Source organism: Arthrobacter sp. AL12, assembly GCF_029960645.1.
Lineage (GTDB): Bacteria > Actinomycetota > Actinomycetes > Actinomycetales > Micrococcaceae > Arthrobacter.
Window position 1 is genome coordinate 378,989 of sequence record NZ_JASBQY010000001.1, and the last position, 13,472, is coordinate 392,460.

Genomic DNA, 13,472 nt, shown 5'->3' on the forward strand with positions numbered 1-13,472 from the left:
GGGTTGTTCTGCGTGGTGGCTGTGCGGGACTGCTGTGGAGGATTGCGGGGCGCGGCGCCGGGTAGCCGACGAACACCCGAGGCTTCCAGTTTATCGCAGCCCGCGCCGCCGCCGCGAAGCGGGCGCAATGCCGCCGTGAAGCCGGAGCGTGGCGGCTCGAAAAGTGCGCGCCCGGTCGTCCGCCCACAGGGCCGTTCCGGAGGCGCCCCGGCGGACGTCCCAATGGACCACTTTGGGGCTTGTCCGTGCGGAAGTTGGCCCGCTTTACCTCTACTATGGGGAGAGCGGGGAACCGAGTACTTTTTATCCTGCCGGCAATCACTGGAAACCGGCGCACTTGAGGGCTGCGGCCTGCACCTTTGAAGGGAACGTCTATGGCCCGGAGCCCTGAAGATTCACTCAAGGCGACCCTGGGCCGGGTGGCACCGGGCACCCCTCTCCGCGACGGTCTGGAGCGCATCCTCCGCGGACGGACCGGCGCACTGATCGTCCTGGGCATCGACCGGACCATCGAATCCATCTGCTCCGGCGGCTTCGACATCGGAATCGACTTCTCCCCCACCCGCCTGCGGGAACTGGCCAAAATGGACGGCGCCATCATCTGCGACAAGGACGCCAGCAACATCCTGCGCGCGGCCGTCCAGCTGGTCCCCGACTCCAGCATCGAGACCCAGGAGTCCGGCACCCGGCACCGGACCGCGGAGCGGGTCGCCATCCAGACGGGCGTTCCGGTCATTTCGGTCAGCCAGTCCATGCAGATCATCGCCCTCTACGTCAACGGGCTGCGGCACGTCCTGGAGGGTTCGGAGAAGGTCCTGGCCCGCGCCAACCAGGCGCTGGCAACCCTGGAACGCTACCGTTCGCGCCTGGACCAGGTGACCAGTTCCCTCTCGGCCCTGGAAATCGAGGCCATGGTGACGGTCCGCGATGTCGCGGTCACCCTCCAGCGCCAGGAGATGGTGCGCCGGATCTCCGAGGAAATCTCGCAGTACGTGCTCGAACTCGGCGAGGACGGGCGGCTGCTCTCGCTCCAATTGGACGAACTGACCGTGGGCCGCGGACCCGGCAGCGACGTCATCATCCGCGACTACTCGGGACCCGACGCGACCGCCGACGACATCGACAAGGCCGTGAAGGCACTCGTGAGCCTGGGCCCCACCGAGCTGATCGATCTGGGCAAGATCGCCGGGATCGTGGGCTTCGCCGGCGGCGAGGCGAACCTTGACGCCGTCGTCCAGCCGCGCGGCTACCGGCTGCTGTCCGGGCTGAAGGCCGTGCCGAAGGCCGTTGCGGACCGCCTGGTGGACCACTTCGGCGGCCTGCAGTTCCTCATGGCCGCCACGATCGATGACCTCATGACCGTGGACGGTATCGGCGACCAGCGCGCCCGGACGGTCCGTGAGGGCCTGAGCCGGATGGCCGAGGCAAGCCTGCTGGACCGCTTCCTCTAACCCCCCGTCGATTGCTCCGCAACTGCCGTTTTGGGGCCCCAAAAGGGCCGTTGCGGAGCAATCGACGGAGGTGGGTGAGGGGATCAGTTGAGCTGGAACACGGCCTTGGGGCTGGTCTTGTTCGCCAGCCGTGCGGTGAAGACGTAATACGCGCCGCCCGCCCCCGGCTTCGCCTCGATCGGGGCGCAGCCCTGGACGGTGCGGTTGCGCTGCCAGGGGAAGTTCGCCGTCTCGCTTTGCCCCGGCGCGATGGTCTTCACGAGCTCGGTGGCGTCGGCCTGGCAGTCAGTGGACGAAAAAATCCGGTCCGAGCCGCTGGTGATCAGGAATTCCATCTGCGACGTCCCGATATTGACCTGGCACGGCACCTTGTTGTTATTCGTCACCTTGAGTGTGAGCAGCGGGTTCTCGCCGTCCGTGTAGGCGGCCTTGTCCGTGCTGGCGGTGACGGTCAGGAGGTTCTGCTCGCAGCCGTTCCCGGTCGGGGTTGCCGAAGGGGAAGGCGTGGTTTCCGGGCCGGCGGCCGGTAGCGTTGCCTGGCCCGAGGAGGCCGCTCCCCCGCCGGAATTGGACTGCCCGCCGGTGACGACGCTGGAGACGGCGGCGAAACCGCCGAAGGCGACGGCGATCACCAGCAGCAGGGCGGCGCCCACGAACAGCCGGCGGCGGCGGTAGACGGGGCTGGCCGGTTTCCGGGCAGCTTTGCCCGCGGGTTTGCGCGCAGGCTGGCGCGGCGGTTTCCAGCCCGAGGATGCCCCGCTGCCGGAGGCCCCCGGCCGGGGACCGTGAGTTCCTGAATTGTCGTTCCTGCCCATCCTTCTAGGCTAGAGAACCGCGGCGGGTATGGAGCCCTCCCACGCCGCAGGCGGAGTGTGGCCCTCGTCTATTACGCTGGATCCATCAAAGCTCTAGCCGATTCCCCCACCGCCCACACCGCCGCGCACCCGGTCGACCTACCCGCAGCCGCTCCGCTGACCGGCCTCCATGAGGCCCTCGACACCTGGTTCGGAGCCCACGCCCGGGACCTGCCCTGGCGGGCGACGGAATGCTCACCATGGGGCGTGCTGGTCAGCGAGATCATGCTGCAGCAGACGCCGGTGGTGCGCGTGCTGCCGGTCTGGGAGCAATGGCTCCGGCGCTGGCCCGCCCCTGCCGATCTGGCCCGGGAGCCCGCCGGCGAAGCGGTGCGGGCCTGGGGACGGCTGGGCTATCCGCGGCGGGCCCTGCGGCTACACGCGGCCGCCGTCGCCATCGGCGCCGGCCACGGCGGAAACGTCCCCGACACGTATCCGGAACTCCTCGAGCTGCCAGGGGTGGGCAGCTACACCGCGGCGGCCGTCGCCGCCTTCGCCTTCGGGCGCCGCGAAACCGTGGTGGACACCAACATCCGCCGCGTGCACGCGCGCCTGTTTTCCGGCGCGGCCCTGCCCTCGCCCGCGCTCACCGCAGCGGAGACGCGGCTTGCCGCGCAGGCACTGCCCGACGACGCCGGCCCCTCCGTCCGCTGGAACGCCTCGGTCATGGAACTGGGCGCGCTCGTGTGCACGGCGCGGTCGCCGAAGTGCGGGGAATGCCCGGTCAGCGGTTCCTGCGCCTGGCTTGCGGCCGGCGAGCCCCCGCCGACCTACACGCCCAAGGGGCAGTCGTGGCATGGAACGGACCGTCAGGTGCGGGGGGCGGTGATGGCTGTCCTCCGTGTGGCCGATTCGCCGGTGGCCGCGGAGCTGTTCCACCGGGCGCCGGCGGATCTTGGGTTTGAACCGGCCGGGATCGGAATTCCGCTGGCCGCCCTGCACCGTCTCGGCTGCGGCCCGGAACAGCTGGAACGCGCGCTGGCCGGGCTGCTGAGCGACGGGCTGGCCGAGCTGCATCCCGCAGGTTTCCTGCTGCCCGCCTGATCGCACCGGGCCGCCGCCCCAGGACGCCGGACCCTAGCTCGGCCGGGCTGCCGGAACTACCCTGAAGCATGCGCGCGTTCGCAGCACTCGTGGGCCTGGCTTGCATCGCCCTGCTGGCCGCCGGGTGCCAGCCCCAAACGGCGTGCCCGGCCATCGCCCAGGCACCCGTCGTTGCGCTGACGGTGGCCCGGGAGTACGCCGCCTCCGTGAAGACAATCCGCCTCAAGGCCTGCCAGGACGGGCGCTGCACGGAGGCTGACCTGGAGCTGTTCCCGGGCAGCACCACCGTGGACCAGGGCTGCGGACCGGGACCGGACGGCAGCGACCGTCCCTGTTCCGCTAGCGCCACGCCCGACGGCACCCTTACCGGGATGCTCATGCTGGATCCGCTCACGGACTCCCCCATCGAGGTGACAGCGGGCGGCACCGGCGCCGGCGGCCTCCCCCTGCCCGTCCGGACCCTGACGTTCACGCCCCGGGTGGCGTACCCGTACGGCGAGCCGTGCGGCAGGTTCATCTCAGCCGGAGTGCTACTGGATGCAGACGGCCTCCGTGCCGTCTAACCCGTGTGGAGAAAAGTGGACACCGTGAACGCACCAAACATCAACCGCTGGAGCCGCAGCCGGACCAGGAGAAGGATCCGGTTGCCTGGGCGCGTTTGTCAGCTCCGGCTCCTATCAGTTCAGCCACCTGTTCGGCAGCACCCCGGGCACGGTCCTGGCCATCGTCGGTGTCTTCGCCCTGGGCTGCCGCCCGGCGAGCAGCCGGGCGGGAGGCCTGGCGCTGGCGGCCATGGTCACCGCCGCCGCCGGCACGGCACTGCTGCTCGTGCCTGCGGCGATCTCCACCTTCGCCATTCCCGCCGTCGGAAAGGCCTACCTGGCCAGTAAAGAGGAGGTGATGCGGCTGGAGTTCCCGGCGTCCATGACGGGGGCGTTCCTGTTGGGCCTCCTGCTCGCCGTCCTCGGCAACATCCTGCTGGGGTCGCGGTGTGGCGTTCCCATGTTCTGCCGCGCTGGGCCGGGGCACTCTGGGCGGCCGGCGCCGTCGTGTTCTTCCTCTTCGGCGCCGTCCTGGGGCAGGTGACGACGGGGAGCAGCCTGCCCACCCAGGCCGCCGGGGCCCTGCTGATGGCAGTCGCCGGCGGTTGGATCGCCTGGAGCGGCCACCGGCACGCCACGGCAATCCCGGACCAGACCGCGGCCGGTGCGGTCTGAGCCAAGACCGCTAGGGTTCGCCGAAGCCCGCCGTGATCAGTCCGCGCAGATAGTCCACGGCTTTGTCCGCGTCCGGGCCGCTGGCTTCGATGTGCAGGACCGTTCCCCGCACCGCCCCGAGCATCATAAGCTCCGTCATCGATGCGCCGTCGGCGCCGTTCACGCTGACCTCGGCATCCATGCCGGACAGCCCCCCGGCGATTTTCGCGGCCGGACGGGCGTGCATGCCGGCCTGGTTGATAAGTTCGAAGTCCCCTGTCGCCTCCGGGGGCCGGTGCTCGTGGACGTGCTGCGCCGCAGCCGGGGGCCGGTAGACGGCTTCGGCGGCTTCCTTCACTCCCGCGGCATCCGCCCCGGCCTGCGCGGCCACGGCGGCCGCGACAAGACCTTCGATAAGGGGCGCATCGGCCAGCAGCACTGAGGAGGGGTCCGCCAGGAATTCCACCGCGGACTCCGCCGTCATCACGGCCGAGCCCAGATCCGTCAGGACGACGATGCCGTCGCTGTTGACATCCCCGGCCTGCTCCAGCGCCGCCATGACGCGCTCGAGGCTGGTGCCGATCCGGCCGTCGTCGGTGCCGCCGGCCGGAAGGATCAGGACGTCGGGTGCCATCTGGGCGGCAAGCTCGACGGCGCCGTCGGCGATCTTCTCGCTGTGGGAGACGACAACAAGCTTGACCGTCATTCAACTGCCCCGACGGCGGCGCGCAGGATTAGCGCGCTGGAGACGGCGCCCGGGTCCCGGTGGCCGATGCTGCGCTCCCCCAGATAGCTGGCGCGTCCCTTGCGGGCGAGCATCGGGTCGGTGGAAACGGCCCCGGCCTCTGCCGCTTCCGCGGCGGCCACCAGGACCTTGAGCACATCGCTGTCCCCGGCCGCGGCAGTAGCCGCGTCAACGGCGGGCGTCCAGGCATCAACCATCGTCTTGTCGCCCGATTCCGCCTTCCCGCGGGCCACGATCCCGTCCCTGGCGGCCTGGAACGCCGAAGCGAGGGTCGCGGCGTCGATGTCGGACGCCTCACCGAGCGCCGTGCCTGCCCGGAGGAAAGCCGTGCCGTAAAGCGGGCCGGCGGCCCCCCCGACCTTGGACATCAGGGTCATGGCGGTCAATTTCAGGGCGGCCCCGGCCGTTTCCGGCGGCGCCTCGGCAATCTTCACCATCACCGCTTTGAAGCCACGGTCCATATTCTCGCCGTGGTCCGAATCGCCGATCGGCCGGTCCAGCTCGATGAGTTCTTTCCGGTGCTCCGCCATGGCCTGGGCCGAGAGGGTCAGCCACCGCAGCGCCCAGTTGACGTCCAGCCCCACGGTCAGACGCCCCAGCGGAGAGCCGGGGTGTGGACAGGTGCATCCCAGAGGGCTGTCATCTCATCGTCGAGGCGCAGGACGGTAATGGAACAGCCCTGCATTTCGAGGGAGGTGATGTAGTTGCCCACCAGTGACCGAGCCACGGTAACGCCCTGCGCGGCCAGCTGCTGCGCGGCGCGGCGGTAGACAATGTAGAGCTCGCTCTGCGGGGTGCCGCCCATGCCGTTGACGAACAGGAGCACTTTGTCCCCGGACGCCAGACCAAGGTCGCTGACGACCGGTTCGAGGAGGCGGTCGGTGATGCCGTCGGCGTTTTCCATCGGAATGCGGTGCCGGCCGGGCTCGCCGTGAATGCCGATGCCGATCTCGATTTCATTTTCCTCCAGTACAAAGCTGGGCGCCCCCGCGTGCGGGACGGTGCAGGCGGTCAGTGCCACGCCCATGCTGCGCACGTTTTGGTTGACCCGGTCGCCGATGGCTGCGACGGCGTCGAGGTTATCCCCGCGCTCGGCGGCGGCACCGGCGATTTTTTCCACCAGCACGGTGCCGCCGACGCCGCGCCGTCCGGCGGTGTACAGCGAGTCCTGCACCGCCACGTCGTCGTTGACCAGCACGGTGCGGACCTCGACGCCTTCGGCCTGGGCAAGCTCTCCGGCGGTCTCAAAGTTGAGGACGTCGCCCGTGTAGTTCTTCACGATGTGCACGACGCCGGCACCTGAGTTGACGGCGAGTGTCGCCGGAAGGATCTGGTCGGGTGTTGGCGAGGTGAAAACGGCGCCCGGGACTGCGGCGTCGAGCATTCCCAGGCCGACGTAGCCGCCATGCAGGGGCTCGTGCCCGCTGCCGCCGCCGGAAACCAGCCCGACTTTTCCTGCCACCGGCGCGTCTTTGCGCACGATGTACTTGGGGTCCGCAAAGACGGTCACGAGGTCGGCATGGGCAAGCCCGAAGCCCTCCACTGACTCGTCAACCACGGCGCGGGGATCATTGATGAGCTTCTTCATGGCGTGCTCCCTGGATGGTGTCCTGGCTGCTTGGTTAGACCCTACTACCGGGGCCCCTGCCAGCGGTAGGCTCCGGATTCACAACATCTGTGGCGGAACCGGGGTGCTGCCGGACGGCCGCCTTCCCCGGATCCGCGGGTGCCTCACCTGGGTTTATCCGCCCCCAGCGGTAAGCTCGGCCAGGCGTCGCTGCCAAGCCAGGAGAACGGCGGCGCGTTCAGCCGCCGCCGATCAGTTCCGGGCGCCGGCCCTCGGCCGGACTCAAGGTCCGGGCGACGACCCGGCGCCGGCTCCTCGGCAGAGTCCTCCCGGGCGCCGGCATCGGCGGCGGGCCGCACCTCGGCCCCGCCGGCGATGGTCATTTGGAATGCGGAGAAATCTGGAAAAGAGACGCGCTCGTGCAATTTCTTGCCTCCGGAAGTCGGGTGGTCCGACTCCTTGAACCGGGATCAGTTTATCCACCAAATTTATGGATGGGAAGACCCGGCCTGCGGCCCGTCCGGGCGCTGTTCTACAGGGTTTTGATCATCCGGGTATTGCCGAGCGTATTGGGCTTCACCCGGGCGAGGTCGAGGAACTCGGCAACGCCCTCATCGTGCGAGCGCAACAGCTCCGAATACACGACAGGGTCGACGGCGGTCTGGTCGGCCATGACCTCGAAGCCGTGCGTTTTGAAGAAGTCCACCTCGAAGGTCAGGCAGAACACTCGGGAGACCCCCAGCGCCTTGGCGTCCTCCAGCAGGCGCTCAACCAGCAGGTGGCCCACACCCTTCCCCCGCCAGGCATCCGAGGCCGTGAGGGTGCGCACCTCGGCGAGGTCCTCCCACATAACGTGCAGCGCCCCGCAGCCGATCACCTCGCCGTCCGGCGACTCGGCAATCCGGAACTCCTGCAGGCTCTCGTAGTAGGCCACGGTTTCCTTGGCCATGAGGATCCGCTGCTCGGCCAGAGGCCCCACAAGCGTCTTGATCGCCCCGACATCGCTCGTGCGGGCGGGGCGGATGCGGATTGTCTCAGTCACAGCCCAATCTTACGGGGACCACTTACCTTGGTCTTGATAAGCGTCCCCGGACGCACCGGACTCCGGTCCGGACGGCAGCGCCTACAGGCCCAGTTCAGCGGGCACCGGCAGATCCTTGTCCAGCAGGTTCCTGGCGAGGAAGTGCTCGACCACGCCGTACCAGACCTTGGCATGCTGCGGCTGCAGGATCCAATGGTTCTCGTCCGGGAAGTAGAGGAACCGGTGCTCGGTCTCGCCGTTCTCGTCGGCGGCGAGCTGGGACCTGGAGAGGAGCTCGTACCAGAGGCGCAGGCCCTCGCCGATCGGCACCCGGTAGTCCTTGTCGCCGTGGATGACGAGCATGGGGGTGCTGATGTCCTCCACGTGCAGGTGCGGGGAGTTCTCCAGCGCCATCTGGGCGGTCATCTCCCTGAGCCAGTACTGCGCGTCGTCCGTGGTGGGGCCGAACTGGTCCAGAGCCCAGAGGCTGGCGTGGGTGACGATCGCTTTGAACCGGTCCGTGTGGCCGGCCACCCAGTTGGCCATGTAGCCGCCGAAGGAACCGCCCATGGCAGCGGTGCGGGTCTCGTCGATGTCCGGCCGCTGTACCACGGTGTCGGTGATCGCCATCAGGTCGGTGAACGGGGCCTTGCCCCATGCACCCCAGCCGCGCTGGATGTGGTGCCGGCCGTACCCGGTGGAGAGGGCCGGGTCCGGCAGCAGCACGGCGTAGCCCCGCGCCACGAGCAGCCAGGGGTTCCAGCGCCACGTCCAGGCATTCCAGGAACCGAGCGGACCGCCATGGATCCAGAGCAGCAGCGGCGCCGGGCTGCCGGCCGACGCGCCGTCAGGGAGCGCCAAGTACGCCGGAACGCGGGTGCCGTCGGCCGCCGTCGTCTCCACCCGCTCCAGCGAGCCCTGGTACTGCGGGCGTTCAGCGGGGGCAGGGAGCCGGACGGTGTCCCCGCCGGCGAGGTCGATGCGCACCGCTTCCGGCGGGAACTCGTAGGAGCTGCGCAGCGCATAGGCAGAGCTCCCGTCCGGTGCGACCACGACGTCGGTGTAGGCGGCGGTGTCGGCGGTCAGGCGGGTTACCGGGCCGCCGGCGGCGTCCCCGCTGACGCTGATCCGGAAGACCGGCGAGGCCCCGTCCTCATCTGCGGTGACGAGCAGGGCCGATCCGTCCGGAAGCCATGCCGCCGGGCTCGGCCAGCGGTCCCAACCGTGCGCCAGCGGCGTCAGTGCGGCGGCTGCCGAATCCGCCGCGGACGCAGGGCTGGAGACGTCGAGCAGGTGCAGCCTGACCTGCGGGGCCGACTCGGGCGTGGTGTCGCTTTCGCTAAGCACCACCAGGGTGCGGTTGTCCGGGCTCACCGGGCCGGGGAAGTAACTCATCCCCTCGGTGTCCAGAAGGACGGTCCGGGTGCCGCGGGCGACGTCAATGGCGACGAGGACGGACCGTGAATTCGCGCGCGCAAGCGGCTTTGAGAAGCTGCTGTAAATGGTCTTGCCGTCCGGACTGACGACTGACTCTGCATCGCGAAGGCCGGCACCGGCGTCGGGCGACAGGTTCCGGAGCGTCAGCGGCGGCGCGGCATCGACGGTAGTGGGCCTGCCCGGCGCACTTTCCTCGCCGGGCTCGACGGCGAAGAGCCTCGGCTGAACGGGTCCCAGATCGGCGTCCCAGTAGCGCACCGGATAGCCGCTGTGCAGGATGGCGGCAACCTTGTTGTCCTTGCGCGCGGTGCGGCGTTCCTCGTCGTCGTCCTCATCCGTGGACCCTGACAGCACCGCTGCGCTGACGAAAAGGGCGCCCGTGTCCTTCGCGGCCAGGAGCGCGCTGACTCCACCGGCCCGGGTGAGCACGACGCGGGCCTCGCCGCCGTCCGCGGGCAGCACCCACAGGGCTTTGACCGGGTCCGCGTCGGGGGTTTCCGGGTCCGGGCGCGCGGAACTGAAGTACAGCTCGCCGCTGGCGGCAAACACGGCACCGGTCTCGCCCTTGGCGCTGCGGGTGATCCGGCGGGCCTGCTTCTGCCCGGCCGGGTCCAGTTCCCACAGGGCAGTGCCATATTCGGTGCCCTTGGCGTTCAGCGTCGCCACGGTGGTGACGAGCCGCCTGCCGTCCGGGCTCAACGCCAGGCCCGCCACCCTCGGAAGCGCGAGGTAGTGGTCCAGGTCGTGGAACGGGGTCTCGGGTTTTTCGCCCAGGGTCTCTGCATCGGGGGAAGCCATGCACCGATTCAACACCCCCAGTGGGCCGGATCACACCAATTTCACCTACAGTGAAACATTGCTTTCAGACCGCACCGGGGGCGCCGACGCAAAAGGCCCCGCCTTCCGTTTTCGGGAAGTCGGGGCCTTTGAGCCGATGCCTAGACGCTCGGAGCGATCTCCGGGATGCGCGGCTTCGTGTTGCCTGCGAAGGTGAACTTGGCGTCGTCGCCTTCGCCGTCCACATCCACTACAACAATGTCGCCCGCGTGGATTTCGCCGAAGAGGATCTTCTCGGAGAGCTGGTCCTCGATCTCGCGCTGGATGGTCCGGCGCAGCGGCCGTGCACCCATGGCGGGGTCGTAGCCGCGGGTTGCGAGCAGGATCTTGGCCGCGGGCGTGAGCTCGATGCCCATGTCCTTGTCCTTGAGGCGCTTCTCCAGCCGGCCGACGAACATGTCCACGATCTCGATGATCTCGTCCTGGGTCAGCTGCGGGAAGACCACAACGTCATCAACACGGTTCAGGAACTCGGGACGGAAGTGCTGCTTGAGCTCCTCTGTGACGCGGGCGCGCATCCGGTTGTAGCCGGTCTGCGTATCCGTGCCGGACTGGAAGCCGGTGGCAACGCTCTTGGAGATGTCCCGGGTGCCGAGGTTGGTGGTCATGATGATCACGGTGTTCTTGAAGTCCACCACGCGGCCCTGGGAGTCGGTCAGTCGGCCGTCTTCCAGGATCTGCAGCAGCGAGTTGAAGAGATCGGCGTGTGCCTTCTCCACTTCGTCGAACAGGACCACGGAGAACGGACGACGGCGGACCTTTTCGGTCAGCTGTCCGCCCTCCTCGTAGCCCACGTAGCCCGGAGGGGCACCGAAGAGACGTGACACCGTGTGCTTCTCCGAGTACTCGGACATGTCCAGGGTGATCAGGGCGTCTTCCTCGCCGAAGAGGAATTCGGCCAGGGCCTTGGCGAGCTCGGTCTTGCCGACGCCGGTGGGGCCGGCGAAGATGAACGAACCGCCCGGACGCTTCGGGTCCTTCAGGCCTGCACGGGTGCGGCGGATCGCCTGGGACAGGGACTTGATCGCCTCGTTCTGGCCGACCACGCGCTTGTGCAGCTCGTCTTCCATCTTCAGCAGTCGCGAGGACTCTTCCTCGGTCAGCTTGAAGACCGGGATGCCGGTGGAGTTCGCCAGAACTTCAGCGATCAGGTCCTCATCAACCTCGGAGATGTCGTCCATGCCGCCGGTCTTCCACTGGCGTTCCTTCTCGGCACGCTCGGCAATGAGCTTCTGCTCCTTGTCGCGCAGCGAGGCGGCACCTTCGAAGTCCTGCGCGTCTATCGCGGATTCCTTCTCCAGCTTCATGGCGGCGATCTTCTCGTCCATGATCTTGAGCTCCGGAGGGGCCGTCATCCGGCGGATGCGCAGCCGAGCACCGGCCTCATCGATCAGGTCGATCGCCTTGTCCGGCAGGAAGCGGTCTGAGATGTAGCGCTCGGAGAGGCTCGCCGCCGAGGCGAGGGCGCCGTCGGTGATGGTGACGCGGTGGTGCGCCTCGTACCGGTCGCGAAGGCCCTTGAGGATCTCGATCGCGTGAGCGACCGAGGGCTCCTTGACCTGGATCGGCTGGAAACGGCGTTCCAGCGCGGCGTCCTTCTCGATGTGCTTGCGGTACTCGTCCAGCGTGGTGGCGCCAATGGTCTGGAGCTCGCCGCGGGCCAGCATGGGCTTCAGGATCGAGGCCGCATCGATGGCCCCCTCGGCGGCACCGGCGCCCACCAGGGTGTGGATCTCATCGATGAAAAGGATGATGTCGCCGCGGGTGCGGATTTCCTTGAGGACCTTCTTTAGGCGCTCTTCGAAGTCACCGCGGTAGCGGGAGCCGGCCACGAGGGACCCGAGGTCCAGCGTGTACAGCTGCTTGTCCTTGATGGTCTCCGGAACGTCACCGCGGACAATCGCCTGGGCGAGGCCTTCGACGACGGCGGTCTTGCCCACGCCGGGCTCACCGATCAGCACGGGATTGTTCTTGGTGCGGCGCGACAGGACCTGCATGACGCGTTCCATTTCGGATTCGCGCCCGATGACGGGGTCCAGCTTGTTCTCGCGCGCAGCCTGGGTCAGGTTGCGGCCGAACTGGTCCAGGACGACGGAACCGGCGGGGGTGCCTTCGGCTTGGCCCGGGCCAACACCGGCTCCGGTGGATTCCTTGCCCTGGTAGCCCGACAGCAGCTGGATGACCTGCTGGCGGACGCGGTTAAGGTCCGCTCCGAGCTTGACCAGCACCTGGGCGGCTACACCTTCACCCTCGCGGATGAGGCCGAGCAGGATGTGCTCTGTGCCGATGTAGTTGTGTCCCAGCTGCAGGGCCTCGCGGAGCGAGAGTTCCAAGACCTTCTTGGCGCGGGGGGTGAAGGGGATGTGTCCGGACGGGGCCTGCTGGCCCTGGCCGATGATCTCCTGTACCTGCTCGCGGACGCCGTCGAGCGAAATGCTCAAGGACTCAAGGGCTTTGGCAGCAACACCTTCACCTTCATGGATCAGACCCAAGAGGATGTGTTCGGTACCAATGTAATTGTGGTTCAGCATGCGTGCCTCTTCTTGGGCAAGCACAACCACGCGACGGGCACGGTCCGTAAATCGCTCAAACATTTCGCCACACTCCTAGCTACGACGTACTTTGATGCTACGTGGCCGGGTTCAAGATTTGGGGCTTGTTCGCCACAGGGGAAACCGGGAAGGCTCCGCCGCGTCGCATCGGGGCGCAGACGCGGGACCGCCGGAGCGCCGATCTTGTGTCACCGTTCGCTGTGGAATCCCTCGCGTACCCGCTCAGATCGGTCAACGGCGCACCCGACAGCGCAAGTGAAGCACCCGGTTGGCCTGAATCACCGCGTCGGGATCCGCCAACAGGTGCTGTGCGTGGACCGACCCGAAGTAGCGCTTGCCGGACCCGAACACGACCGGTAAGACGTCCATCCGCACCTCGTCGATCAGGCCCGCGGCAAGCACCTGGCCACCGACGTCGCCAGCGGCGACCTCGACGATGCGGTCACCCGCGAGCTCCTGCGCCTTGGCCACGCCTGCCTCGACGCCCTCGACGCCCTCGACGAAGTGAAACGGCGCCTCGGGGTCCCAGCCCTCGGGCTTCGGCCGGCGCGTCACAACGACCACATGGTCGACCCCGCTCGGAGGCTTCCCGTCCCAGCCGTCCGTCATGTCGAAAACGTGGCGGCCGACGATTGTCGCTCCGATCTGGTCCCAGTACGGCCGGGTGTAGTCGTAGGACGCCTGCGACACCTTAAGCTCGCCGAGCTGTACATGACCACCTTGCCCACGGGACTCTCCCTTGTTTTGGGGTACGTCATTTTAGCGACT

The 13,472-nt window shown here is 68.2% G+C and carries 12 protein-coding genes and 1 pseudogene; 4 read left to right on the top strand and 9 right to left on the bottom strand.

Translation table 11 applies throughout. The features are described 5' to 3' along the window. Positions 1–374: 374 nt before the first annotated feature. A complete protein-coding gene (gene disA / locus QK291_RS01790) occupies positions 375–1,451 on the top strand; it encodes a DNA integrity scanning diadenylate cyclase DisA (RefSeq protein ID WP_282378536.1) in 1,077 nt (358 codons plus the stop codon). An 83-nt stretch (positions 1,452–1,534) separates the two neighbouring features. On the opposite strand, the gene QK291_RS01795 is transcribed toward disA, so the two are convergent. Then, positions 1,535–2,266, bottom strand: a complete 732-nt coding sequence (locus tag QK291_RS01795; RefSeq protein ID WP_282378538.1) for a hypothetical protein — start codon at positions 2,264–2,266, stop codon at positions 1,535–1,537. A gap of 246 nt (positions 2,267–2,512) precedes the next feature. Between QK291_RS01795 and QK291_RS01800 the strand changes: the two genes are divergently transcribed. Together QK291_RS01800 and QK291_RS01805 are read left to right on the top strand one after the other, a co-directional pair. After that, positions 2,513–3,349 (top strand): A/G-specific adenine glycosylase, encoded by an 837-nt coding sequence (locus QK291_RS01800; RefSeq protein WP_348994546.1) that lies wholly within the window; start codon positions 2,513–2,515, stop codon positions 3,347–3,349. Between the two features lie 68 nt (positions 3,350–3,417). Further along, entirely contained in the window at positions 3,418–3,912 is a 495-nt protein-coding gene (locus QK291_RS01805; protein WP_282378539.1) for a hypothetical protein, read from the top strand. Positions 3,913–4,026: 114 nt separating this feature from the next. Here QK291_RS01805 and QK291_RS01810 read toward each other — a convergent pair whose 3' ends face one another. After that, positions 4,027–4,197 carry a hypothetical protein gene (locus QK291_RS01810; RefSeq protein WP_282378541.1) on the bottom strand — a complete coding sequence of 57 codons (171 nt, stop codon included), beginning with the start codon at positions 4,195–4,197 and terminating at the stop codon, positions 4,027–4,029. Positions 4,198–4,338: 141 nt separating this feature from the next. Between QK291_RS01810 and QK291_RS01815 the strand changes: the two genes are divergently transcribed. After that, positions 4,339–4,566 (top strand): hypothetical protein, encoded by a 228-nt coding sequence (locus tag QK291_RS01815; protein WP_282378543.1) that lies wholly within the window; start codon positions 4,339–4,341, stop codon positions 4,564–4,566. 10 nt (positions 4,567–4,576) lie between these two features. Here QK291_RS01815 and dhaM read toward each other — a convergent pair whose 3' ends face one another. From dhaM to QK291_RS01850, 7 genes and pseudogenes are all read right to left on the bottom strand, one after another. Beyond that, positions 4,577–5,251: a dihydroxyacetone kinase phosphoryl donor subunit DhaM gene (gene dhaM / locus QK291_RS01820; protein WP_282378545.1), complete on the bottom strand. Its 675-nt coding sequence runs from the start codon at positions 5,249–5,251 to the stop codon at positions 4,577–4,579. Beyond that, entirely contained in the window at positions 5,248–5,874 is a 627-nt protein-coding gene (dhaL, locus tag QK291_RS01825) for a dihydroxyacetone kinase subunit DhaL (protein WP_282378547.1), read from the bottom strand. Before dhaL ends, dhaM begins: the two co-directional genes overlap by 4 nt. Before the next feature lie 2 nt (positions 5,875–5,876). Continuing rightward, on the bottom strand, positions 5,877–6,878 hold the full coding sequence (gene dhaK / locus QK291_RS01830; RefSeq protein ID WP_282378548.1) for a dihydroxyacetone kinase subunit DhaK: 1,002 nt from the start codon (positions 6,876–6,878) through the stop codon (positions 5,877–5,879). A gap of 511 nt (positions 6,879–7,389) precedes the next feature. After that, on the bottom strand, positions 7,390–7,899 hold the full coding sequence (locus QK291_RS01835; RefSeq protein WP_282378550.1) for an amino-acid N-acetyltransferase: 510 nt from the start codon (positions 7,897–7,899) through the stop codon (positions 7,390–7,392). 81 nt (positions 7,900–7,980) lie between these two features. Further along, entirely contained in the window at positions 7,981–10,113 is a 2,133-nt protein-coding gene (locus QK291_RS01840; protein WP_282378552.1) for a prolyl oligopeptidase family serine peptidase, read from the bottom strand. Between the two features lie 140 nt (positions 10,114–10,253). Continuing rightward, positions 10,254–12,746 (bottom strand): ATP-dependent Clp protease ATP-binding subunit, encoded by a 2,493-nt coding sequence (locus tag QK291_RS01845; protein ID WP_282378554.1) that lies wholly within the window; start codon positions 12,744–12,746, stop codon positions 10,254–10,256. A gap of 189 nt (positions 12,747–12,935) precedes the next feature. Then, positions 12,936–13,406 (bottom strand): annotated as a pseudogene (locus QK291_RS01850) (dihydrofolate reductase family protein); the annotation flags it as partial. Positions 13,407–13,472: the final 66 nt, after the last annotated feature.

Bases quoted from the DNA above. Each gene is read 5' to 3' on its own strand.
- disA (WP_282378536.1), top strand. From the start codon at position 375: ATGGCCCGGAGCCCTGAAGATTCACTCAAGGCGACCCTGGGCCGGGTG.
- QK291_RS01795 (WP_282378538.1), bottom strand. From the start codon at position 2,266: ATGGGCAGGAACGACAATTCAGGAACTCACGGTCCCCGGCCGGGGGCC.
- QK291_RS01805 (WP_282378539.1), top strand. From the start codon at position 3,418: ATGCGCGCGTTCGCAGCACTCGTGGGCCTGGCTTGCATCGCCCTGCTG.
- dhaM (WP_282378545.1), bottom strand. From the start codon at position 5,251: ATGACGGTCAAGCTTGTTGTCGTCTCCCACAGCGAGAAGATCGCCGAC.
- dhaK (WP_282378548.1), bottom strand. From the start codon at position 6,878: ATGAAGAAGCTCATCAATGATCCCCGCGCCGTGGTTGACGAGTCAGTG.
- QK291_RS01840 (WP_282378552.1), bottom strand. From the start codon at position 10,113: ATGGCTTCCCCCGATGCAGAGACCCTGGGCGAAAAACCCGAGACCCCG.
- QK291_RS01845 (WP_282378554.1), bottom strand. From the start codon at position 12,746: ATGTTTGAGCGATTTACGGACCGTGCCCGTCGCGTGGTTGTGCTTGCC.